The 21,577-nt window shown below is 74.5% G+C and carries 22 protein-coding genes; 12 read left to right on the forward strand and 10 right to left on the reverse strand.

Annotated features, from left to right (window positions below):
• Nucleotides 1-10 precede the first annotated feature (10 nt).
• Nucleotides 11-640: a TetR/AcrR family transcriptional regulator gene (locus tag ACR9E3_RS30695; protein WP_460384761.1), complete on the reverse strand. Its 630-nt coding sequence runs from the start codon at nucleotides 638-640 to the stop codon at nucleotides 11-13.
• A gap of 76 nt (nucleotides 641-716) precedes the next feature.
• Between ACR9E3_RS30695 and ACR9E3_RS30700 the strand changes: the two genes are divergently transcribed.
• Genes ACR9E3_RS30700 through ACR9E3_RS30710 form a run of 3 tightly spaced genes read left to right on the forward strand, consistent with a single transcriptional unit; the run spans nucleotide 717 to nucleotide 3,371 of the window.
• Nucleotides 717-1,208 carry an ester cyclase gene (locus tag ACR9E3_RS30700; protein WP_460384762.1) on the forward strand — a complete coding sequence of 164 codons (492 nt, stop codon included), beginning with the start codon at nucleotides 717-719 and terminating at the stop codon, nucleotides 1,206-1,208.
• Nucleotides 1,205-2,749: an AMP-binding protein gene (locus ACR9E3_RS30705; protein WP_460384763.1), complete on the forward strand. Its 1,545-nt coding sequence runs from the start codon at nucleotides 1,205-1,207 to the stop codon at nucleotides 2,747-2,749. Before ACR9E3_RS30700 ends, ACR9E3_RS30705 begins: the two co-directional genes overlap by 4 nt.
• A complete protein-coding gene (locus tag ACR9E3_RS30710; protein WP_460384764.1) occupies nucleotides 2,730-3,371 on the forward strand; it encodes a TetR family transcriptional regulator in 642 nt (213 codons plus the stop codon). The genes ACR9E3_RS30705 and ACR9E3_RS30710 overlap by 20 nt, the downstream gene beginning before the upstream one ends.
• On the opposite strand, the gene ACR9E3_RS30715 is transcribed toward ACR9E3_RS30710, so the two are convergent.
• The gene (locus ACR9E3_RS30715) at nucleotides 3,325-4,527 is read right to left on the reverse strand and encodes an enoyl-CoA hydratase-related protein (protein ID WP_460384765.1); all 1,203 of its coding nucleotides are present in this window, start codon (nucleotides 4,525-4,527) and stop codon (nucleotides 3,325-3,327) included. The genes ACR9E3_RS30710 and ACR9E3_RS30715 overlap by 47 nt on opposite strands.
• A gap of 52 nt (nucleotides 4,528-4,579) precedes the next feature.
• Here ACR9E3_RS30715 and ACR9E3_RS30720 point away from each other — a divergent pair, with 52 nt between their 5' ends.
• Both ACR9E3_RS30720 and ACR9E3_RS30725 read left to right on the forward strand, forming a co-directional pair.
• Complete coding sequence (locus ACR9E3_RS30720) at nucleotides 4,580-5,335, forward strand: enoyl-CoA hydratase/isomerase family protein (RefSeq protein WP_460384803.1); 756 nt, start codon at nucleotides 4,580-4,582, stop codon at nucleotides 5,333-5,335.
• Between the two features lie 60 nt (nucleotides 5,336-5,395).
• Nucleotides 5,396-7,117 carry a class I adenylate-forming enzyme family protein gene (locus tag ACR9E3_RS30725; RefSeq protein WP_460384767.1) on the forward strand — a complete coding sequence of 574 codons (1,722 nt, stop codon included), beginning with the start codon at nucleotides 5,396-5,398 and terminating at the stop codon, nucleotides 7,115-7,117.
• On the opposite strand, the gene ACR9E3_RS30730 is transcribed toward ACR9E3_RS30725, so the two are convergent.
• The gene (locus ACR9E3_RS30730; RefSeq protein WP_460384769.1) at nucleotides 7,093-8,415 is read right to left on the reverse strand and encodes a phytoene desaturase family protein; all 1,323 of its coding nucleotides are present in this window, start codon (nucleotides 8,413-8,415) and stop codon (nucleotides 7,093-7,095) included. The genes ACR9E3_RS30725 and ACR9E3_RS30730 overlap by 25 nt on opposite strands.
• Before the next feature lie 68 nt (nucleotides 8,416-8,483).
• Between ACR9E3_RS30730 and ACR9E3_RS30735 the strand changes: the two genes are divergently transcribed.
• Nucleotides 8,484-9,587 (forward strand): LLM class flavin-dependent oxidoreductase, encoded by a 1,104-nt coding sequence (locus tag ACR9E3_RS30735; protein ID WP_460384771.1) that lies wholly within the window; start codon nucleotides 8,484-8,486, stop codon nucleotides 9,585-9,587.
• Here the strand turns inward: ACR9E3_RS30735 and ACR9E3_RS30740 are convergent.
• Together ACR9E3_RS30740 and ACR9E3_RS30745 are read right to left on the reverse strand one after the other, a co-directional pair.
• Entirely contained in the window at nucleotides 9,575-10,327 is a 753-nt protein-coding gene (locus ACR9E3_RS30740; RefSeq protein ID WP_460384772.1) for an SDR family NAD(P)-dependent oxidoreductase, read from the reverse strand. The genes ACR9E3_RS30735 and ACR9E3_RS30740 overlap by 13 nt on opposite strands.
• Before the next feature lie 29 nt (nucleotides 10,328-10,356).
• A complete protein-coding gene (locus ACR9E3_RS30745; RefSeq protein WP_460384774.1) occupies nucleotides 10,357-10,737 on the reverse strand; it encodes a hypothetical protein in 381 nt (126 codons plus the stop codon).
• A gap of 261 nt (nucleotides 10,738-10,998) precedes the next feature.
• On the opposite strand from ACR9E3_RS30745, the gene ACR9E3_RS30750 reads away from it, so the two are divergent.
• Together ACR9E3_RS30750 and ACR9E3_RS30755 are read left to right on the forward strand one after the other, a co-directional pair.
• Nucleotides 10,999-11,634 (forward strand): TetR/AcrR family transcriptional regulator, encoded by a 636-nt coding sequence (locus ACR9E3_RS30750; protein ID WP_460384775.1) that lies wholly within the window; start codon nucleotides 10,999-11,001, stop codon nucleotides 11,632-11,634.
• 91 nt (nucleotides 11,635-11,725) lie between these two features.
• Nucleotides 11,726-12,028, forward strand: a complete 303-nt coding sequence (locus tag ACR9E3_RS30755) for a hypothetical protein (protein WP_460384777.1) — start codon at nucleotides 11,726-11,728, stop codon at nucleotides 12,026-12,028.
• Here ACR9E3_RS30755 and rox read toward each other — a convergent pair.
• Entirely contained in the window at nucleotides 12,000-13,529 is a 1,530-nt protein-coding gene (gene rox, locus ACR9E3_RS30760) for a rifampin monooxygenase (protein ID WP_460384779.1), read from the reverse strand. The genes ACR9E3_RS30755 and rox overlap by 29 nt on opposite strands.
• 107 nt (nucleotides 13,530-13,636) lie before the next feature.
• Entirely contained in the window at nucleotides 13,637-16,000 is a 2,364-nt protein-coding gene (locus ACR9E3_RS30765; protein WP_460384780.1) for a xanthine dehydrogenase family protein molybdopterin-binding subunit, read from the reverse strand.
• A gap of 75 nt (nucleotides 16,001-16,075) precedes the next feature.
• Here ACR9E3_RS30765 and ACR9E3_RS30770 point away from each other — a divergent pair, with 75 nt between their 5' ends.
• Entirely contained in the window at nucleotides 16,076-16,891 is an 816-nt protein-coding gene (locus ACR9E3_RS30770) for an SDR family NAD(P)-dependent oxidoreductase (protein WP_460384782.1), read from the forward strand.
• An 87-nt stretch (nucleotides 16,892-16,978) separates the two neighbouring features.
• Entirely contained in the window at nucleotides 16,979-17,764 is a 786-nt protein-coding gene (locus ACR9E3_RS30775; RefSeq protein WP_460384784.1) for an alpha/beta fold hydrolase, read from the forward strand.
• Nucleotides 17,765-17,777: 13 nt separating this feature from the next.
• Here ACR9E3_RS30775 and ACR9E3_RS30780 read toward each other — a convergent pair whose 3' ends face one another.
• Nucleotides 17,778-18,536, reverse strand: coding sequence for an AfsR/SARP family transcriptional regulator (locus ACR9E3_RS30780; RefSeq protein WP_460384785.1), 759 nt, complete (start codon nucleotides 18,534-18,536; stop codon nucleotides 17,778-17,780).
• A gap of 156 nt (nucleotides 18,537-18,692) precedes the next feature.
• On the opposite strand from ACR9E3_RS30780, the gene ACR9E3_RS30785 reads away from it, so the two are divergent.
• Nucleotides 18,693-18,854 (forward strand): DUF1059 domain-containing protein, encoded by a 162-nt coding sequence (locus ACR9E3_RS30785; protein WP_285659129.1) that lies wholly within the window; start codon nucleotides 18,693-18,695, stop codon nucleotides 18,852-18,854.
• On the opposite strand, the gene ACR9E3_RS30790 is transcribed toward ACR9E3_RS30785, so the two are convergent.
• Complete coding sequence (locus ACR9E3_RS30790; protein ID WP_460384787.1) at nucleotides 18,851-19,801, reverse strand: AraC-like ligand-binding domain-containing protein; 951 nt, start codon at nucleotides 19,799-19,801, stop codon at nucleotides 18,851-18,853. The two genes, ACR9E3_RS30785 and ACR9E3_RS30790, sit on opposite strands and share 4 nt — an antisense overlap.
• Before the next feature lie 118 nt (nucleotides 19,802-19,919).
• On the opposite strand from ACR9E3_RS30790, the gene ACR9E3_RS30795 reads away from it, so the two are divergent.
• Nucleotides 19,920-20,783: an alpha/beta hydrolase gene (locus tag ACR9E3_RS30795; RefSeq protein WP_460384789.1), complete on the forward strand. Its 864-nt coding sequence runs from the start codon at nucleotides 19,920-19,922 to the stop codon at nucleotides 20,781-20,783.
• A gap of 18 nt (nucleotides 20,784-20,801) precedes the next feature.
• Here ACR9E3_RS30795 and ACR9E3_RS30800 read toward each other — a convergent pair whose 3' ends face one another.
• Entirely contained in the window at nucleotides 20,802-21,545 is a 744-nt protein-coding gene (locus ACR9E3_RS30800; RefSeq protein ID WP_460384791.1) for an SDR family NAD(P)-dependent oxidoreductase, read from the reverse strand.
• Between the last annotated feature and the right edge of the window lie 32 nt (nucleotides 21,546-21,577).

A 21,577-nucleotide genomic window follows, 5' to 3' on the forward strand; every position in this document is an offset into this window, starting at 1 on the left:
GTGTCCAGGTTCAGGGCGCGTCGCGGTAGAGGGTGTTCCAGACGATCGCGGTGAACGCCTCGACGGCGTCCTCGGCGGCGGCGTCGTCGGCGCCGCGCAGCATTCGGTCGAGCCCGCGTTCGGCCATCGACGTGAGCATCTGCGCGGTCGGCCCGGCCGGGACGTCCCGGCGTACGCGGCCCGCCTCCTGCCCGGCGGCGATGTGGGCGGCGATCTCGGTGACGTAGCGGCCCGTGAGCTCCCGGAAGACCTCGCGGACCGCGGGGTCGTGGCTCGACGAGTCGATGACCGCCCGCATGAGCTCAGCGCGCGGGCGATACGTGGCGACGATCGTCGCCGCGCGGGCTCGGAGCTCCGCGCGCGTCGCCGGCGGTTCGTGGCCCCACCAGCCGCGACCGGCCTCGAGCAGCTGCTCGACGACGTCGGCGGTCAGCTCGTTGAGCAGCTGACCCTTGTCCGCGAAGTGCACGTAGAACGTCGACCGCGAGACGCCTGCGCGGGCGGCGAGGCGCTCGACGCTGACCTCCGTGAACGACTCGCCCTCGGCGAGCATCGCCTCGAGCGCATCGAGGAGCTTGGCGAGGTTCTCTGCTCTCCGCCGGGCGCGGGAGCCCTGCGCTCGCCGGGTCACCGATGCCACGCGGCCCAACGTACTTCTTGCCCTCGAATCTGAGTCTCGTTAGATTCTAACGTGATTTAGACGACGAGGAGGCCGCATGACCGCCGTGGTGGTCCCGGAGTGCGACGACACGGTCCTCGACCGCGCCTTCGCCGTGCGCTGGTACGAGGGCTGGATCGCGGCATGGAACGAGAACCGCCCGGAGCTCTGCCGCGAGCTGCTGACCGACGACTTCCTGCTCGACAGCCCCACCACGCGCCACACCGGCTGGCAGGTGCGGGGCCCGGCCGCGGCCGAGGGCTACATCGCCTACGTGCTCGGCGCCTACCCCGACCTGCAGTGGGAGGTGACGGCCCCGCCGCTCTACGCCGACGACCGTGCCCGCGCGGCGTTCCACTGGCGCGGCACCGGGCACTTCTCCGGGCGTCTCGACCCGCCCGGCATCGAGGGGACGGGGCGCGCGTTCTCCTTCGCCGGCCTGGAGGTCTTCGACTTCCGTGGCGGGCGCGCGTGCTACCTCAACGCCACCTACGACCTGCTCGGGCTGATGAAGCAGATCGGGGTGCACCGGGGAGGCGGGCGGTCATGAGCCTGCGCGCGCTGCTCGAGGGCCGGTGCGCCGAGGCTCCGGATGCGATCGCCGTCGAGGCCGCGGGACGACCCGGCGAGGGGACGACGTGGGCAGCGCTGCGCGACCAGGCGCGCTCGGTCGCCGCGGCCCTCGTGCGGGACGGCGTGGCGCCGGGCGAGCGGGTCGTGCTGGTCGCGCGCAACGACCCGTCGTACTTCCCGATCCTCTTCGGCGCCGGGCTGGCCGCGGCGGTGCTCACGCCCCTGAACTGGCGCCTGGCCACCGACGACCTCCTGTCGATGATCGACGACTCCGGGGCGACGGTCGTGCTCGTCGACGAGGCCCTCGCGGCGGCGCTCGCGGACGTCCTGTCCGGCCGGCACGTGGTCGTCCTCGGCGAGGTCCCGGTGGACGGGGACGCGTCCTGGCGGTCGTTCGCGGACTGGGTGGGGCCGGCGCACGACCCCGAGCGGTCGGTGGCGCCCGGCGACGTCGCCTTCCAGCTCTACACGTCGGGCACCACCGGGCGGCCGAAGGGTGCGATGTTCGCGGGCACGAACCTCGCGGTACTGATCGACGAGATCGCCACGGCGTGGGGGTTCCGCGACGGGGACGTCAGCCTCGTCGCGATGCCGCTGTTCCACATGGGCGGGCTCGCGTGGGCCCTGGCGGGGATGGCCCGCGGCGCCCGCGCCGTGGTCGTCCGCGACTTCGTGCCGGGCGACGTGCTCGACGTGATCGAGGCGCACGGTGTCACGACGGCGTTCTGCGTCCCGACGATGCTCGCGGCGCTGTGCGCGGTGCCCGGCGTCGACGGCCGCGACCTCGGCCTGCGGCAGATGATCTACTCCGGGTCCCCGATCGGCGAGGACGCGCTGGAGCGGGCGATGGCCGCGCTGCGCTGCGACTTCGTGCAGATCTATGGTCTGACCGAAGCGACCGGCGCGTTCGCGCAGCTCTCGGCCGCGGAGCACCGGGCGGGTGGCGAGGCCCTGGGCTCCGCCGGGCGCGCGTACCCGTGGGTGGAGGTGCGGGTCGTCGACCCGGCCACCGGCGACGAGGTCGCCGACGGCGCGATCGGCGAGATCCGGACCCGTTCGGCGCAGAACATGGTCGGCTACTGGCACCGTCCGGACGCGACCGCCGCGGCCATCACCCCAGAGGGCTGGCTGTGCACCGGCGACCTCGGCCGGCTCGACGAGGCCGGCCGGATCCACCTGGTCGACCGGGCCGGCGACCGCATCGTCACCGGCGGGGAGAACGTCTACCCGGCCGAGGTCGAGCAGGTCGTCGCCCTGCACCCGGACGTCGCGGAGGTCGCCGTCATCGGGGTCCCGGACGACCGGTGGGGTGAGGCGGTGAAGGCCGTCGTCGTCCCCGCGGGCGCGTCTCCCGACCCCGCCGAGATCGCCGCCTTCGCCCGCCGACGGCTCGCCGGCTTCCAGAGCCCGAAGTCCGTCGACCTCGTCGACGCGCTCCCGCGCACCGCCACCGGCAAGGTCATCAAGCCGGTGCTGCGCGAGCCATACTGGCGCGGACATGACAGGCGCATCCACTGACGATCCGGCGGTCGGCAGCAAAGGGGATCTGACCCGGCGCCGGATCCTCGACGCCGCCGCGGCCGAGATCGCCCGGCACGGCCCGGCGGGCGCCGGCCTCGGCGCGATCGCGGCCGCGGCCGGGCTGCGCACCGGCAGCCTCTACTTCCACTTCGCGTCCAAGCAGCAGCTCGTCGAGGCCGTGCTCGAGGAGGGCATCCGGGCGTCGCTGGAGCGCCTCGACGAGGCGATGGCGGTGCCCGCCGGGCCGCCGGCGGACCGTCTGCGCGCGGGTGTCCGCGCCCACCTGCGCGCCCTCGCGGAGCTCGCCGACTACGCGGTCGTGGTGCTCGCGCCGCCGTTCGCGGCGTCCCGCCCGGACGCGGCCGGCTTCCGCGCCCTGCGCCGCGAGTACCTGCGACGGTGGGCGGAGCTCATCGCCGCCGCGCAGGCGGACGGCACGCTCGCGGCCGGCCCGGACCCCGCCGAGGTGCGCGACCTGCTGCTCGGCGCGCTCAACGCCGCGGGCCTCGCGGGACGGTCGCCCGCGCGCACGGCGGAGTCCGTCGCCGCGCTGCTGCGCCTCCCGCCCCCGGCTAGCGACCCCGGAAGTCCGGACGCCGGCGCTCCACGAACGCCGTGATCCCCTCGCGGGCGTCGTCCGTCGCGCCCGAGGCGGTCATGCGCCGGGTCTCCTCGGCGAGCTGATCGGACAGATCGGCGTCCTGGCTGCGCAGCAGGAGGCGCTTCATGTGGCCGAACGCCTGCGTCGGGCCCGCGGCGAGGGTCGCCGCCAGCTCCTGCGCCCGGGCGGCGAGCGCGTCGGCGGGCACGACCTCGGTGACGAGTCCGGCGTCGAGGGCCTCGGGTCCGGTCAGCATCCGGTTCAGCAGGAACATCTCCTGGGCGCGCCGCATCCCCACCAGCCGGGGCAGGTACCAGGTGTTGGCGCCGTCGGAGGCCAGCCCGATGGCGCCGTAGCCGACCGCGAAGCGGCTGTCGTCGGCGGCGACGACGATGTCGGCGACGTGCGCGAGCCCGAGCCCGCCGCCCGCGAGCGCGCCGTGCACCGCGCACACCACCGGCGCGTCGAGCGTGGCCAGGCGGTCGAGCGTCACGTGGTAGCGGTCGATGATGCCGCGCAGCCGCTCCGGGATGGCGTCGGCGGCACCGGCGAAGAACGCGAGGTCGCCGCCCACCGACAGGCTCCGACCGGTGCCGCGGACCAGGACCGCGCGCACCGCCGGGTCGTGCGCGGCACGGAACGTGGCCTCGTCGAGGTCCTCGACCATCGTCGGGTCGATCGCGTTGCCCGCCTCGGGGCGGTCCAGCGTGATCGTGGCGACGCCGTCGGCGACGTCGTACCGGACGACGCGCAGCTCGCGCTGCCCGGCCGGTGTCGACCGGGCAGCGCCGGCCCAGCGGGCGCTGTCGGTGTACTGGCGCAGCGAGGCGATGCGGCCGTCGTCGGTGAACGTGATGACGTGCGCGAACGCCGCGTCGAGCGCCCGGCCGCCGTCGCGCGCCGTGCCGGTGTAGCGCCCGAGCACGACGAGGCCGCCGTCGGCGAGCGCGAGGAACTCGGCGGGCTCGGCGCGGGCGCGGTAGTGCCGCCCGATCGCCCACCAGAAGTCGCGGATCATCGCCTCGGCGCCGTCGTGCGTGCCACCGAGGTCGAACGGGAGCCCTTCGGTGGCCTGCCCGGCGAACGCCGGGTCGAGCAGCGTGTCGAGGATCGCCCGGTCGCCCGTGGCCAGGGCGTCGTACAGCAGGCGCGCGGTCTTCTCGGGCGACTCCATGCCGGCCTCCTCGTTCTTCTAATGTGGATGAGAATATCCTGCCGACGAGGTGATGGTGTTGTCCGACGTGGTGCTCACCCGGCTCGACGGCGAGGTCGGCCACGTCGTCCTGAACCGCCCGCACGCCCGCAACGCGATCACGATCGCGCTCGCCGACGGCGTGCACGACGCGCTCGTCGACCTCGCCGGACGGGCCCGGGTGATCGTCGTGCGCGGCGCGGGCGGGCACTTCTGCGCGGGCGGCGACGTCGAGGAGGTCACGCGCCTGGGCGCCTCCGATGAGCTGCGCGGGCTGTTCGACGCCTTCCACCGCGCCTGCTCGGTCGTGGCGACGCTGCCGGTGCCCGTGGTGGCGGCGGTCGAGGGCTCCGCGACCGCCGGCGGCTTCGAGCTCGCCCAGGCCGCCGACGTCGTGGTGGTGCGCGACGACGCCCTGCTCGCCGACAACCACGCGCGCCTCGGCCAGGTCCCGGCCGGTGGCGGCTCGCAGCGTCTGCCGCGCCTGCTCGGGGCGCAGCGCGCGCTGACCCACATCCTGCTGGGCGAGCGGCTCTCCGGGACCGAGGCGGTCGCGCTCGGACTGGCCTGGCGCAGCGCGCCCGCCGCGGGGTTCGAGGCCCTGGTCGACGACGTCGTCGCGCGGCTGCTCCGCGCCGACCCCGCGGCGACGGCGCGGACGAAGGCCCTGGTGCACGAGGGCCTGCGGGGGTCGCTCGAGGACGGGCTGGCGCGCGAGACGGAGGTCGTGCTGGAGCACCTCGCCGACCCCGCGGTCAGCGCGCGGCTGCAGGGCTTCCGCACCCGCTGAAGCTCTGTATTCTTCTCGCGACTAAAAAATCGGGGGACGAACCCGAAGGAGCGGTGGGCGATGGGTGCGAGCCTGGACGAGCGGCGCGACGTGCTGCGGCGGCGGTTCGCGACGTGGACGCCGATGACGCTGCACGAGCGGCTCGAGCGGTGCGCCGAGGAGTTCGCCGACCGGCCGATGGTGATCACCGATGAGCGCACCGTGAGCTACGCCGACGTCGCGGCGTGGACCGAGCGGCTCGCCGACGGGCTCGTGGCGCTCGGCGTCCGGCCCGGCGACCGGGTCGGGCTCGTCATGGCCAACTACGTCGAGTTCGTGCCGCTGAAGTTCGCGATCTCCCGGGCCGGCGCGGTCGCGATCCCGTTCAACTACCTCTACCGCACCGACGAGCTGCGCTACGTCCTCGAGCAGTCCGAGGCGCACCTGCTGATCACCATGACCGGGTTCGCCGGGCTCGACCACCTGGGGATGCTCGACGAGATCGCGCCGGGCTGGGACAGCGGCGAGCAGGACGCGCTCCCGGAGCTGCGGGGCGTCGTCACGTTCTCCACCGACGGCCGCTCGCGGGCGGGCGTCGGATCGGTGGAGGACCTGGAGCAGCTCGGCCGCGAGCACCCGGGTGGCAGCGCGGGACGCGGGGCCGATCAGGGTCAGGGCCCGGACGACGTCGCCGACATCCTCTACACCTCGGGCACCACCGGCTCGCCCAAGGGCGTGCTGATCACCCACGACGCGAGCCAGCGCACCGGCTACGCGTCCGCGCTGACGCGGGCGTTCGAGGACGGCCGGCGCATCCTGTTCAGCCTTCCCTGCTACCACATGTTCGGCTACGTCGAGGGCCTCATGGCGGCGATGATGGTCGGCGGCGCGATCATCCCGCAGACCGCGTTCGACCCGGGCCGCTACCTCGAGGGCATCGAGCGCCACCGGGCCACCGACATCCTCTGCGTGCCGACGATGACCGTCGCGCTGCTCGAGCACCCCGACCTCGCCACGCGCGACCTGTCGAGCCTGCGCGCCATCCTCTCCGGCGCCGCGCCCGCCCCGGTGTGGCTGTGGGAGAAGGTGCGCGACGCCCTCGGCGTCGACGAGATCGTCACCGGCTACGGCATGACCGAGCAGGGCGGCGCGATGACCCTGTCGCTGCCCGAGGACCCCTTCGAGCGCCTGTCCGGCACGGTCGGACGGGTCAAGCTCGCCGGGTCCGCCGGGCTGCCAGGGTCGGGGGACCTCACGGAGTACCGGACGATCGACGTGATGACCGGCGAGCCGCTGCCCGCCGGCGAGGAGGGCGAGCTCGCCGCCCGCGGCCCGACGAACATGCTCGGGTTCTACGGCAAGCCCGAGGAGACCGCCCTCGCCCTCGACGACGAGGGCTGGGTGCGCTCGGGCGATCTCGGCTACGTCACCGAGGACCGCTACGTCGTGCTCACCGGGCGCAGCAAGGAGCTCTACAAGTCCGGCGGCGAGCTCGTCATGCCCAAGGAGGTCGAGGAGGTCCTCTCCCGCCATCCCGGGGTCAGCCAGGCGTTCGCGGTCGGCGTCGCCGACGAACGGTGGGGCGAGATCGGGGTCGCGTGCGTCGTCGCCAAGCCGGGGTCCGAGGTCACCGCCGACGACCTGATCGCGCTCTGCAAGGCCGAGCTCGCGCGCTTCAAGGTCCCGCGCCGCGTGGTGTTCCTCGACGCGGCGCAGCTCCCGACCACCCCGACCGGCAAGGTCCAGAAGTTCCGGCTGGCGCGGATGGTCGCGCCGGCTCAGGCCGGTGTGGTCGCCGGGTAGCGCGCGACGATCTCGTCGGTCACGAGCGCCGCGGTCTCGGCGCACGCCGTGGTGCCCCCGTTCGCGTACTGCTTGACCGCGTCGCCGACGTTCCACAGGTTGGCGATCGGCGTCGTGTGCGGCAGGTCGTGGCCGGCGACGGCTCGCTGCGGGGGCCACCCGTCGCGCCACACGGTCTCGGAGAGCACGCGCGCGGTGTCGAACCCGGGGATCTGCTCGCGGAGGTCGGCGTACAGGAGCGCGCGCTCGGAGTCCTCGTCGAAGTCCCCGGTCGCGGGCTCGGGCACCGACGTGCCGTTGTAGAGGTGCCAGCCCTCGGGGGCCATCTCCGGGCAGGTCGCGGTGAAGTTCGCGACGTAGCACAGGCGCCGGGTCGTGGCGAAGCTCAGCAGGCCGGGTGCGGTCACGAGCGGCTCGCGGCTCGCGAAGTTCACGACGATCATGGCGCACGGCGTGGTGTCGACCGTGGCGGTGTAGTCGCCGGGCAGGTGCTCGCGGCCGACGAGGTCGGCGGTCGCGGCGGGCCCGGCGTCGCTCACGACGACCCGGCTGCGCACGGCCACCTCGCGCCCGTCCCGCACGACCGTGGCACCGGTGACGGTGCCGTCGTCGCCGCGCTCGAGCGAGCGCACCTCGCTGTCCAGCCAGACGTCGCCGCACCCCGTCCCCTCCACCGCGTCGGCCAGCGAGCGCCAGATCCCGATCGTGCCCTCGGGGCAGAAGCCGAACTTCTTGAACGCGCTGCGCCGGGTGAAGTACGTGAGGAAGACGGCGGCCGGCAGGTCCGCGGAGCTCACCGCGAAGATCGACGCGCACATGTTGCGGAAGATCCCGTGGACCTTCTCGTTGTCCGTGTACCGCCGCACCCAGTCCGCGGTCGAGAGCCGGCCTTCGGGCAGCCCGTCGTCGGTCCGCGCCGCACCGAGGCCCTCGAGCAGCTTCGCGCCCTGGCGGGTGAGCTTGCCCAGCAGGAAGCCCCAGCCGCCGCCGGTGACGTCGACGTCCTTGCCGCCGATCCGGTAGAGGATCGGCGGCTTCGCGGGGCGGACGTCGAACCGGGCGCCCACCTCGGCGAACGTCTGCTCGGTGATCCCGCCGGTCTCGATGACGATCGCGCCGTTGTTGACCGTGAAGCCGTCGATCACCTCGCTGGAGGCGCGCCCGCCGACGCGGTCGCGGCGCTCGACCACCAGCGTGCGGTAGCCGCGGTGGGCCAGCCGCGCGGCGGTGAACAGCCCGCCCGCCCCGGCTCCGATCACGAGGACGTCGACGTCGTGGATGGTGTCGTGCTGCTCCATGGCCCGGATCGTTGCCCACCGCCGCGACTTTTTCTAGTCTGAGTTCAGAAATCGAGGAGGCGGTCGGCGTGCACGTCGGCATGGGGCTGTTCTTCCAGGGCCTGGAGGACGGGCGCGACGACCACGACGTGGTCCGCGGCGGGCTCGCGCTGGCCGACCAGGCCGAGCCGCGGGGTTTCCGGTCGATCTGGACCGCGGAGCACCACTTCACGCGCTACCACATGATGCCGAACCCGGCCCAGCTGTTGACCTACCTCGCGGGCCGCACGACCCACGCGCGGCTGGGCACGATGGTCATGGTGCTGCCCTGGCACGACCCGGTGCGGGTGGCCGAGGAGATCGCGTGGCTCGACTCGGTGTCGGGCGGGCGGGTGGTACTCGGGCTCGGCCGCGGCCTGGGATCGATCGAGTTCGACGGGTTCCGCCTCGACATGGGCGAGTCACGGCAACGGTTCGTCGAGTACGCGAGCGCGATCTCGTCGGCGTTCGAGACCGGGGCCATCGAGGCCGACGGCGAGCTCTACCGCCAGCCATGTGCCGAGCTGCACCCGCCGGCCTTCACCAGCTTCCGCGGGCGGACCTACGCCTCGGCGGTGTCCCCCGAGTCCGCGCAGATCATGGCGACGCTCGGCTACGGGCTCATGCTCATCGCGCAGAAGCCGTGGGACGTCACCGTCCGCGAGACCCGTGAGTACGCCGAGCTGTTCCGCGGGATCCACGGCGTCGACCCGCCCGCCCCGGTGCTGGTCAACTTCACGACGGTCGACCCGGACCCGGCGCGGGCGCGCGAGCTGCACGACGAGTACGCCACGGCCTACGCGCGCTCGACGATCGACCACTACGAGTTCACGAACTCCCGGCTCGAGCACGTCCCGGGCTACGAGTACTACGCGGGACTGCGGCGCAACATCACCAAGCACGGGCTGCCGGCGTTCAACCGGTTCCTCGCCGACCTGCAGATGGGCGGCACGCCCGACGAGCTCGTCGAGCAGACCGTCGAGCGGGTCCGGGCGCTCGACGCCGGCGGCGTCGTCAACCTCTTCGCGTTCGGGGGCATGCCCCAGGACGTCGCGGAGCGGTCGTTCGACGTCTACGGCGAGCAGGTCCTGCCGAAGCTCGCGGGGATCGACCCGCAGCGCGACATCGGGGCCGCGGCGGCTCAGAGGGCGTAGCCGCCGTCGACGTCGACGGTCTGCCCCGTGATCCACCCGGCCCGCGACGACGCCAGGAACGCGACGACCTCGGCGACGTCGTCGACCGAGCCGAAGCGCCGCAGCGCGAGGTTGCGGCGCGCGGTGTCGAGCAGCTCGTCGGTGTAGTCGCCGCGGGCGACGAGCTCCCGCCACATGCCCTCGCCCTCGACGAGCCCGACGCCCACGCAGTTGGCGCGCACGCCGTAGCGGCCCTCCTCGGCCGCGATGCCCCGGATCGTCGCGGCCACGCCGGCCTTCGGCGCCGACGACAGCGCGTCCTTCTTCGAGTAGCGCTCGATCGCCGGGGTCACCAGGGCGACGAGGCAGCCCCGCGTCGCGCGCAGCACCTCGAGAGACGGGTGGAACAGGTTGTAGGCGGCGACGGTGTCGCCGAGGATCTGCCGGCGGTACTCGTCGGGGGTGATCGACGAGAGGTAGCGCATGGGGATGTGCGGGCCCGCGGCGTACACGACCGCCCGCACGGGCTCGGGGGTCGCGGTGCGCACGACCTCGGCGGTCGCCGCCGCGTCCTCGAGGTCGAGCGGCACCGTGATCGCCCGGCGCCCGGACGCCTCCACCTCCGCGGCCGCGGCGGCGGCGGCCTCCGGCCGGCTCCGGTAGGTCAGCGCGACGTCCCACCCGTCGGCGGCCAGACGCCGCCCGATCGCGCGCCCGATGCCGCCGGACCCGCCTGCCACCAGTGCCCAGGGTGTGCCCACCCCGATGATCGTAAGGAGTCGGTGGAGGCCTACACGGGCACGGCGTCGGCGCCGCGCGGGCGGCGCGCGACGAAGCGCCAGGCGTCGTCGAGGGAGCCGTCGTCGCCGTCGTCGAGCTGGTTCCACCCGCTGACGAAGACGCCGAGCTCGGAGAGCACGCGCACCGCGACGGCCTGGGCGACGCCCGGTCGCACGCCGGGAGCGGCGCCCCGGGAGGCCAGGGGCATCGACCACGCGACGCGTCCGGCGTGCCGGCACCGCAGCGACCAGCCGCCGTGCAGGGTCGGCACGTCGCGGACGAGCTCGTAGGTGTCCGCCTCGTCGGGGGCGGAGCGGGGGCTGGGGGCCGCGGCGGCCGGAGGGGTGAGGCCGCGCAGGCCGATGACGTCCAGATCGCGGTTCGTGATCATGCAGCCCTCCCCGCTGCCGTGCGATTCGCCTCGCCGCACCCCCGGCGATACACGGCAGACATGTATCGAATCGGATCGAAACGTTAACATCGTCACAGTGCGGTGACAACACGGACCGTGGCAGCTCTCAGGTGTCCTCAGGGTTGTCCACGCTCGCTCCTCACTCGGACGGCCTAGCCGTTGTCGCTTGACGTGAGAGTTCGACGTTCGACGTCCGCGTCGTGCCGGGAAGCGGGGTTACACAACGTTTGTGTATCCCGGGTGCTGGGTCACCTGATGGGGGTGCCGCCCGCGGAGCAGGACATCGAGCGCGCCGCCTCGGCCGGTGTCGGGGGCCGGCCGCGCAACGCCGAGATCGACCGGCACGTCCTGGAGGTCGCGCTGCGCCACCTGCGCAGTGCCGGGCTCCCGGGTCTGTCGGTCGCGGCGGTCGCCGAGGAGGCCGGGACCACGCGGGCGGCCGTGTACCGCCGCTGGACCGGCCGCACCGAGCTGGCCGTGGCCGCGCTCGGCACGATCGCCGACGGCGGCCTCGCGCCGGCGACGGGGGACTCCTACGCCGACCTGGTGGCCGAGCTCGAGCGCTTCCGTCGCTTCGTCGCCGAGACGGACGCGACCGCGCTCGTGGCCGTGGCGCTGCTGCAGGGGACCCACGCGCGCGTGCGCGAACAGGTCCGCCACCAGCTCGTGGAGCCCCGCAGGCGGCGCCTGCGGGACTGCCTGGCGGCCGGGGTCGCCGCCGGGGCCCTGCGGGCGCAGGCGGACCACGCCACGGCCGAGGACCTCCTCGCCGGATCGTGGCTGGCGCACGCCGCCTGCGGGGAGGACCTCGGCGACGACTGGGCGCGACGCACCGCCGCGATGGTGTGGGCGGCCTGCGGCGGCGTGCCGGGGTGAGTCCCGGGTGTGTCCCGTGTGAGGTGTCCAGTCGGCGCGCCGCACCTTGTGGGTGATCCAGTTCGGGGCTGCGCCGGCCGTTGCCGGGGACATGACCGCGTCCCCGGAGCTCTCCCCCGTCCCCGCGACCGCCACCCCCGTCGCCGCCACCGTCACAGCCCCCGACGGCACCCGGCTGCGCGCCGGCATCGCCCGCCTGCGCGCCGCGCTGCGCGACGGCTCGCTGCACCACCACCGCTACGACGAGATCCCGGCCCCGCGCCGGTCGCACGCGGTCGACGTCGTCCGCGTCTGGGCCGACGGCGGGGATCTCGAGGCCCAGCGCCGCCGCTGCGGCGTCTGCTCGCCGGCTCCGGTCTTCCCGCTCACGCCCCGCCCGCGCGCACACTCCTGATCGTCGCGGTGGCACGGCCCGGGGCGTGGTCCGGGCCGTGCCCGGGACGACCGGGCCCGAACCACGCCGCCAACCGCTGGGTCAGCTGCTCCCGGTCCTGCTCGCCGCCGGCCCACGCGACGTGGCCGTCCGGGCGCAGCAGCACCGCGGACACGGTGGGGTCCGCGCCCCGTGCCACGGGGAGATCCGCCCGGTGGTCGACGACGTGGTCGACCCGGTCCGCCCAGCCGCCGACCGTCAGCCCGCCCGTGCGGTCGAGGAGCAGGCCGCGTCCCGCGCGCATCCGCTCGTAGAGACGGCCGTCGGTCAGCGGGACGTCCCGCAGCCGGCGCCCGACGAGCGGGTGGTCGTCGCCGAGGTCGTACCGGATCCCGATGGCCGTGATCATCTCGGTGAGGTGGCGGCTGACCTCCGGGAAATCCATGAGGCGGGCCACCAGCCGCTGCACCGAGCGTGGCCCGGTCTCAGGGCGCATCAGCTCCACCTGCGCGCGGGTGTTCTCCAGGACATCGGCGGCGACCGGGTGCCGCTCGGCGCCGTAGGTGTCGAGCAGCCCGGCGGGTGCCTCGCCCCGGACCTCGGCGGCCAGCTTCCAGCCGAGGTTGACCGCGTCCTGGATGCCGAGGTTGAGCCCCTGGCCGCCGGTGGGCGGGTGGATGTGCGCCGCGTCGCCGGCGAGCAGGACCCGCCCGACGCGGTAGCGCTCGGCCTGTCGCGTGGCGTCACCGAAGCGTGAGAGCCACCGCGGGGAGTGGACGCCGAAGTCGGTGCCGGCGACCGCCCGCAGCTGTGTCCGGATCTCGTCGAGCGTCGTCGGCGCCCCCCGCTCGCCGGTGGTCCCCGCGGCCCGCACCACGACCCGGTACACGCCGTCCTCGCCCGCGGGCCCGAGGCCGAACCACCGCTCGGTCTCCCGGACCGTCGCGACCACCGAGGTCACCGTCTCGGCCGGGACCCCGACCTCCATCTCACCGATCAGCGTCTCGAGCGTCGCGGGCTCCCCGGGGAAACCGACGCCGAGCAGCTTGCGCACCGGGCTGCGGCCGCCGTCGCACCCGACGAGCCAGCCGGCGCGCAGGCGGGTGCCGTCCGCGAGCTCCGCGGAGACGCCGTGCTCGTCCTGCTCCAGCCCCACCAGCTCGCACCCGCGGCGGATGTCCGCACCGACCTCGCCTGCGTGCTCCTCGAGCAGCCGGTCGGTGATCGTCTGCGGGATGCCGAGCACGTAGCCGTGGGCCGTGTCCAGCCCGGTCGGGGCCGGCTTCGGGATCCCGGCGAAGAACCCGCCCAGCGGGTGGATCGTGCCGTGCTCGAGGAACCGGTCGAGCAGCCCCCGCGCGTCCATCAGCTCGATGCTGCGCACGTGCAGGCCGAGCGAGCGGACGTACGGCGCGCGTTCGGTCGCCCTCTCGAGGACGACGACCCGCACCCCGTGGAGCCGCAGCTCGGCGGCCAGCATCATGCCGGTCGGGCCACCGCCGGCGACGATCACGTCGATCACGCGTTCCCCCTGTCCACCGCCGTCGAGGCGGCGATTCTGGGGAACGACCCGGGTCTTGCGGCAAGTCCCCCCGCCCGCTATAGCTTGAAGTGGGCGGGGGGACGTGCTCACACGTCGACGGCCGCGGCCTCCGGGTCCGCCGAGTCCCCGCGCACGGGCAGCGCCGCGAAGAAGGCCGGCGGCTCCGTCCACGGGTCGGCCGCGGTCCCGGCCTCGGCGTCGCGGATCGCCCGCCAGACGCGGTCGGGCGTCAGCGGCATGTCGACGTGGCGCACGCCCAGCGGGGCGAGCGCGTCGACCACGGCGTTCTGCACCGCGGGCGTCGACCCGATCGTCGCCGCCTCGCCGATGCCCTTGGCCCCGAGCGGGTTGTAGGGCGTCGGCGTCTCGGTGCTCGCGGCCTCGTAGCTCGGGAGCTCGGCGGCGGTCGGCAGCAGGTAGGCCGCGAAGCTGCCGGTCGACGGGTTGCCGTCGGCGTCGTAGGAGAAGCCCTCCCAGAGCGCCTGCGAGATCCCCTGGGCGAGCCCGCCGTGCTGCTGGCCGGCGACGAGGGTCGGGTTGAGCACCGTGCCGCAGTCGTCGACCGCGACGTGGCGCACCGGGGTGACCCGACCGGTGTCGAGGTCGACCTCGACCACCGACACGTGGGCGCCGAAGGGGTACGTGGCCCCGGCCTGCGCCTCGTCGCGGACCTCGGTGAGCGACACACCCTGCTCGCCCGCCGCGGCCGCGATCTCCCGCCAGGACAGCGCCCGGTCGGGCACGCCCGCGACGCCGAGACCTTCGTCAACTGCAGTGATGTCGTCCGCGTCGGCCTCGAGCGCGGTGGCGACGACCTCCCGGGCCCGCTCCAGCACCGTCTCCGCGGCGACGAGGACGCTCGAGCCGGCGAGCTGCAGCGACCGCGATCCGCCCGTCCCGCCGCCGCGCGGCACCGCCGCGGTGTCGGACTGCACGAACCGCACCTGGTCCATCGGGATGCCGAGCCGGTCGGCGACGATCATCGCGAACGAGGTCGCGTGGCCCTGCCCGTGCGCCGACGTCCCCACCGACACGGTCGCGCCGCCGTCGGCGTCGACGGCGACGGAGCCGTACTCCGCGCCGCCGCCCCCGGCGGTGACCTCGACGTAGACCGCGAGGCCGATCCCGAGCGCGACCCGGTCCCCGCGGGCGCGGCGCTCGGCCTGGTCGCGGCGCAGCTCCTCGTACCCGGCGATCTCCAGCGCCTTGTCCAGCGCGGTCGCGTAGTCGCCCGAGTCGTAGAGCGATCCGGTCTGCGTGGTCAGCGGGAACTCGTCGGGCTGGAGGAAGTTCTTCCGCCGCAGTTCCACGGGGTCGACGTCGAGCTCGCGGGCGGCCATGTCGACCAGGCGCTCGAGCATCGCCGCGGCCTCCGGGCGCCCGGCCCCGCGGAACGCGCCCATGGGCGTCGTCGTGGTCAGCGCGGCCGCGGCGTCGTAGGCGATCGTCGGGATGCGGTACACGCCCTGGGCCATGTTGCGGGTCGGGCCGAGGGCGAGCGCGCCGCCGAACCCGGCGTAGGCCCCGGCGTCGCCGACCACCCGCGCCCGCAGCCCGACGATCGTCCCGTCGCGGCGCAGCCCGAGCTCGCCGTACTGCACCTGGCCGCGGCCGTGCGGCATCGCGGTGAGGTTCTCGGAGCGCGTCTCGGTCCAGGTCACGGCCCGGCCCAGCTGCCGCGCGGCCTCGATGACGACGGCGTGCTCGGGCGCCATGCCCGCCTTGCCGCCGAAGCCGCCGCCGACGTCCGGGGCGATGACCCGCACCCGCTCGCTGTCCCAGCCCCACTGCGCCGCGACCTGCCCGCGCAGCCCGTGCGGCATCTGCGTGGAGACGTGCACGGTCATGTCGTAGGGCTGGTCGGCCCCGCCGGGCGTGGCGGTGACCGCGTTGCCCTCCATCGACGCCACGGCCAGGCGCTGGTTGACGATCCGGGCGCGCACGACGACGTCGGCGCCGTCGAGCGGGTGCACGTCGTCGGGGTCGCGGACGCCGGCCGCGAGGTTCGACCCGAGCTCCTCGAACTGCAGCGGCGCGCCGTCGCCGAGGGCGGCCTCGGCGTCGACGACGGGCTCGAGCGGGTCGTAGTCGATCTCCACGAGCTCCGCGGCGTCGACCGCCTCCGCGCGGGTGGTCGCGACGACCGCGGCCACCATGTCGCCGACGAAGCGCACCTTGCCCCGGGCCAGCAGCGGCCGCGCGCACGCGTCGTTGAGGACCATGAACGGGCGGTGGTCGGGGATGTCCGCGACGTCCTCGCTGGTCAGCACGGCCACCACCCCGGGCGCCTCCCGTGCCTTCGCGGCGTCCACGGCCCCGACGCGCGCGTGCGCGAGCGGGGAGCGCACGAAGACGCAGTGGAGGGTCCCCGCGGGGACGATGTTGTCGACGTACGTGGCGTGGCCACGGAGGAGCTCGGGGTCCTCGACGCGGCGGACGGCCGTTCCCATGATCGAACCTGGCACGTCCTCGACGTTATGCCTTCGAGTGCGCTCGAACGCAAGCTCGGGGGGTACTCGGGGGCCATGCCACTGCCGCCGCCCGGGCCCCTCGCCCGTGTCCTCGTCACGGGTGCCTCCTCCGGGATCGGCGCCGCCGTCGCCCGGGCCCTCGCCGTCCGCGGGCACCCGACCACGCTCGTCGCCCGCAGCGGCGACGCGCTCGCCGAGCTCGCCGAGGAGCTGACGCGCCTGTCCGGTCTCGAGGCGGAGGTGCACCCCGCGGACCTCGGCTCCGACGCCGGCCTCGCCGCGGTCCGCGAGCTCGTCGACGACGAGCGCGTGGTCGGGCTCGTCAACGCCGCCGGGTTCGGTGTCACGGGCCGGGTGGCCGACCTCGCCGGGGACGTCGAACAGCGGGCCGCGCTCGACGGCCTCGTCCGGCTCAACGTGCTCGCCCTGCACGACCTGACCGTCGCCGCCGTGGGGGCGCTGGTCCGGCGGGGTGGGCCCGGCGCCGTCCTCAACGTCTCGTCGATCACCGCGTTCCAGCCGCTGCCGGGCGCGGCGAGCTACGCGGCGAGCAAGGCCTTCGTGCAGTCGTTCTCCGAGGCCGTGCACGCCGAGCTGTCCGGCACCGACGTCACCCTCACCACCGTCAGCCCCGGCCTGACCCGCACCGGCTTCGCGGACGCGGCCGACACCGAGGGGTTCGACCGGGTGCCCGACCTCGTCGTCGGCGCGGCGGAGGACGTCGCCGAGGCCGGCGTCGCCGCGATGGCCCGCGGCGACCGCAGCGTCACCCCGGGGCTGATCAACCAGCTCAGCACCCTCGGCGGCCGGTTCACGCCACGGTCGGTGCTGCTGCCCGCCCTCGACGCGGGGATGCGCCTGCTGGACTGAGAAGTTTCTCCGAGGGCCTGTCGAAGGACGGCCGGGTCGTTCGACGCGGAGGTGAGATCACCGGCCCGCCCCGAACGGAGAAGTTCCATGATCACCGGTCACGCCCCCGTCGGCGACCTGCGGATGGACTACGAGATCCACGGCGAGTCTCGCGAGGGCACGCCGCCGCTCCTGCTGCTGCACGGGGGCCTGTTCGACATCGACCTGCAGTTCGGGGCCCTGCTGCCGGGGCTGTCGGCCGGCCGGCAGGTCATCGCCGCCGACTTCCAGGGCCACGGCCGCACGAACGACCTCGACCGCCCGCTGTCGAGCGCCGCCCTGGCCGAGGACGTCGTCGGCCTGCTCGCGCACCTCGGTGTCGAACGTGTCGACGTCTTCGGGTTCAGCGTCGGTGGTGCCGTGACGCTGGACCTCGCGGTGTGGCACCCGGAGCTGGTGCGCCGGATCGTCGTGTCGTCGGTGTCGTTCACGCCGGACGGCATGCGCCCCGAGAACGCCGAGGCCGTGGGCGCGATGACCGTCGACATGATCGAGGGCACGCCGATGGCGGACTCCTACCGTGCGAAGTCCCCGCACCCCGAGGGCCTGCAGGGCCTGCTGGACAAGCTCGGCGCCTTCGACGGCGGGCCGGGGTGGAGCGACGCCGAGATCGAGGGCATCGCCGCCCCGACGCTGATCACCGTGGGCGACTGCGACGCCGTGCGGCTCGAGCACGCCGTGCGCTTCCTGCGCCTGCGTGGCGGCGACGTCAACGGCGACTTCATCGGCGTGCCGTCCTCCCAGCTCGCGGTGCTGCCGGGCACCACGCACTTCTCCGGCCTGGCTCGCACGGCGCTCGTGCTGGACGTCGTGACGACGTTCCTCGCGGGCTGAGTCCGGGCGGCGGTCAGCGCAGCAGAGCGGCGTGGAGCTCGCGGGTGCTCGCGCTCGGGGCCGTCCCGAGCTGCTCGCGCAGTGCCCGCCGCATCTGCTCGTAGACGCCCAAGGCGGCGGCCCGGTCGTCCCGGGCGACGAGGGCGCGCATGAGCAGCCGGTGGCCGGTCTCGGCGAGCGGGTCGAGCTCGATCAGCGCCCGGGCGCTGCGCTCGGCGCCACCGAGCTCGCCCGGGCCCAGGTGCAGGCACGCCTCGCCGTAGCAGGCGAGCACCCGGCGGTGCTGGTGCGCGGCGTCGCGGCGGCGGTCCTCGCTCCAAGGGTCGTCGAAGTCGCCGAGGAAACCGCGCTGGGTCACGAACAGGGCGCTGAGCGCCTCGGTCCACGCCCGCGGCCAGTCCTCCCGCGCGCTCGCCGACTCGGCGGCGTGCAGCGCGCCCTCGGCCACCGCCGCGTCGACGACCGATCCGGCCGGGAGCACGAGCTGCAGGCAGCCGCGGCCCCGGATCTCGGCGGGTGCCAGCAGCGTCCGCACCTTCGAGAGCAACGCGGAGAAGGTCGCGGCGGCGCCGTCGCCCGGCTCGGCGGGGCGCCACAGGACGTCCAGCAGCGCCGAGCGCTCGACCGCGCCCCGGTGCGCGTGGGCCAGCACCGCGACGAGGAGACGGGCCCGGCGCCCGGGCAGGGACTGCTCGACGGTCCGGCCGTCGACGGCCACGGCGAAGCGGCCGTGGAGCTGGATCCGTACCGGCGGAGCGTCCTCGTCGGCCATGAGCGTCCCCCCGGGGCCGTGATGCCGCGGCATTCTAGTGCGCGGAACCGGACACGACGGACCGCTCGTCGGGCGACCGTCGCGCGGCAGGAATTCGGCAACGCGCCCGGCCAGGGTGGTCACCGTCGGGACGAGGGAGGACGAGAGGAGCGGGCGATGAACCAGGTGACGTGCGAGTGCGGGTACGCGGCGCGGGGCGCGGCGGAGGGGCAGGTCGTGGACCAGGTCCTGGCCCACGTGCGCCAGGACCACCCGGATCTCGTCGGGCAGGTGACGCCGGAGGTCGTGCGCGGGTGGATCGAGCTCGTGCCCGACTAGCGGCCCGCTGATCGGCGCCACTCCGCGGGCGTCACGCCGAAGGCCTGCTTGAACGCGCGACCGAAGTGCGAGGGGTCGACGAAGCCCCAGTGGCGCCCGACGGTGGCGACCGCCTGGTGGGCGTGGCGGGGGTCGCGCAGCTCGCGCCGCGCCGCCTCGAGGCGCTGGTCGCGGATGGTGTCGTGCAGGCTCACGCCGGACGCGGCGAGCGCGGCGTAGAGGTGGCGCAGCGAGACGTGGTGCGCCGCGGCGATCCGCTGCGGGGTCAGGTCGCGTTCGCGCAGGTGGTCGCGGACGTACTGCTCGACGCGGACGACCAGCGAGCGCTCGAGAGGGGCACGCTCGACGGCGTCCGCGTGGACGGCGAGCAGGGCCCGGACCAGCTCGATGCCGGGCTCCGCCACCAGCCGGGCGGCGTCGGGGTGGTCGAGCGCGTCGGAGGTCGCGAGCGAGGTGAAGAACGAGCCGACGGCCCCGGCGAGCGGGTTGCCGGCCGCGTCGATCCGCCGGGCCACCATCGGGTCCAGCCGGCGTCCGGGCAGGCCCAGGGCCTCGCGCGGGATGCGGACGTAGTGCACCTCGCTGCGCCCGCGGTTCTCGATGCGGTACGGCCGGGTGCTGTCGTAGAAGGACATGTCGCCGGGCCGCAGCAGCGCCTGCCGCCCGTCCTGCTCGACCACCGTCGTCCCAGCGACCTGGACGGCCAGGAAGACCTGGGGGACGTGGTCGCGGCGCACGAGCGCGCTGGTGCGCTCCATGGCGATCGGGCTCGTCCGCGCCGACGAGACGTTCAGGGCGCCCGCCTGGGCGACCCGCAGCTCGACGTCGACGGCGGCGGGCGCCGGCAACGTCATCTCGACCGGCACGACGTGGGTCCAGACGGTCTCGTGGAGGACCTCGATCCGGTCGCGCACGGGGACGTCGGCGAAGCGCAGCGAGGACGGCACGTGAGGTCTCCTCCACGGTGGTCTGCACGTTCTGCACAGCGCCGTGCAGTGCCAGTCCATCCGAGCGGGCTGTAGTCGTCCAGGGTCGATCCCGTCATCGAGGCGACGGGAGCACACCATGACCGCATCAGCGCCCACCGGGCCGACCCCCGGGGAGCAGGAGGAGATCGACCGCGCGAACGCCTCCGGCAAGCAGCCGGTGGTGTTCGTGCACGGGTTGTGGCTGCTCGACTCGAGCTGGGACCAGTGGGCGAGGTTCTTCGAGGACGCCGGCTACGTGGCGGTCACGCCGGGCTGGCCCGACGACCCGCTCTCGGTCGAGGAGGCCCACGCCCACCCCGAGGTGTTCGCGGGCAAGAGCGTCGGCGACGTCGCCGCCTACCAGCAGATGATCATCGAGCGGCTCGACAGGAAGCCCGCGCTGATCGGGCACTCCTTCGGCGGGGTGCTCGTGCAGATCCTCGCCGGCCGGGGTCTGTCCGCGGTCACCTGCGCGATCGACCCCGCGCCGTCGCGGGGCGTGCTCCCGCTGCCGCTGGCCGCGCTCAAGGCGTCCTTTCCGGTGCTGGGCAACCCGGCGAACCGGCACCGCGCCGTGACGCTGACCTTCGACCAGTTCCGCTTCGGGTTCGCGAACGCGGTGGGCGAGGAGGAGGCCCGCGAGCTCTACGAGCAGTACCACGTGGCCGGGTCGGGCGTGCCCGTCTTCCAGGCGGCCTTCGCGAACATCAACCCGTCCACCGAGGTGGCGGCCGAGAAGACCGGCGACGACCGCGGTCCGATGCTCGTCGTGTCGGGGGAGCTCGACCACCAGGCCCCGCACGCGATCGCGTACGCGACCTACGAGGCGCAGAAGCGCAACGAGCACTTCCCGACCGAGTTCACCGAGATCGAGGGCCGGGGCCACTCGCTGACGATCGACGCGGGTTGGCCGGACGTCGCGCGGACCTGCCTCGACTTCGTCGGGCGCTTCGTCAAGTAGGCGGCGGTCGGCGGGGGCTCAGGCGGTGCCCCCGTCGACCCGTAGCACCGCCCCCGAGGTGAACGAGGCGGCCGCCGAGGCGAGGTACAGCACGGCGGGCACGACCTCCTCGGGCTCGCCGATCCGGCCGAGCGCCGCGCTCCGCTCGAAGTGCGCGACGGCGTCGGGGGACCACGCCGTCGAGATGTCGGTGCGGAACGGGCCGGCCTGGACGGCGTTGACGCGCACGGTCGGGCCGAACGCCTGCGCCAGTCCCTCGGTCATGGTGTTGAGACCGGCCTTCGCCATCGCGTACGGCAGCTCGGCGGGCCCGGGCCGGATCGCGGCGATCGAGCTGATGTTGACGATCGCCCCGCCGCCGGCGGCGACCATCCGCGTGCCGATCGCGGCCGCGAGCCGGAACGGGCCCTTGAGGTTCACCCCGACGACCTTGTCGAAGAGCGCCTCCGACACCTCGTCGAGCGCGGGGTAGAGCGGCGAGAGGCCGGCGTTGTTGACCAGCACGTCCACCCGTCCGAACCGGTCGTACACGGTGTCGACGAGGGCGTCGCAGTCGCTCCAGCGCGAGACGTTGCAGGCCACGGGCAGCGCGTCGACGCCGTGCTCGGCGGTGACCTCCTCGGCCAGCTCGCGGCACGCCTCGATCTTGCGGCTCGCGATCACCACGGACGCGCCGGCGGCGGCGAAGGCCGTCACCATGGCCCGGCCCATGCCGCGGCTGCCGCCGGTGACGACCACGACCTGGCGCTCGAACCCGCCCATGCGCGGCGATCCCCCCTCCGGTGAAGATGGAC

It is taken from the genome of Actinomycetospora sp. C-140 (genome assembly GCF_054796175.1).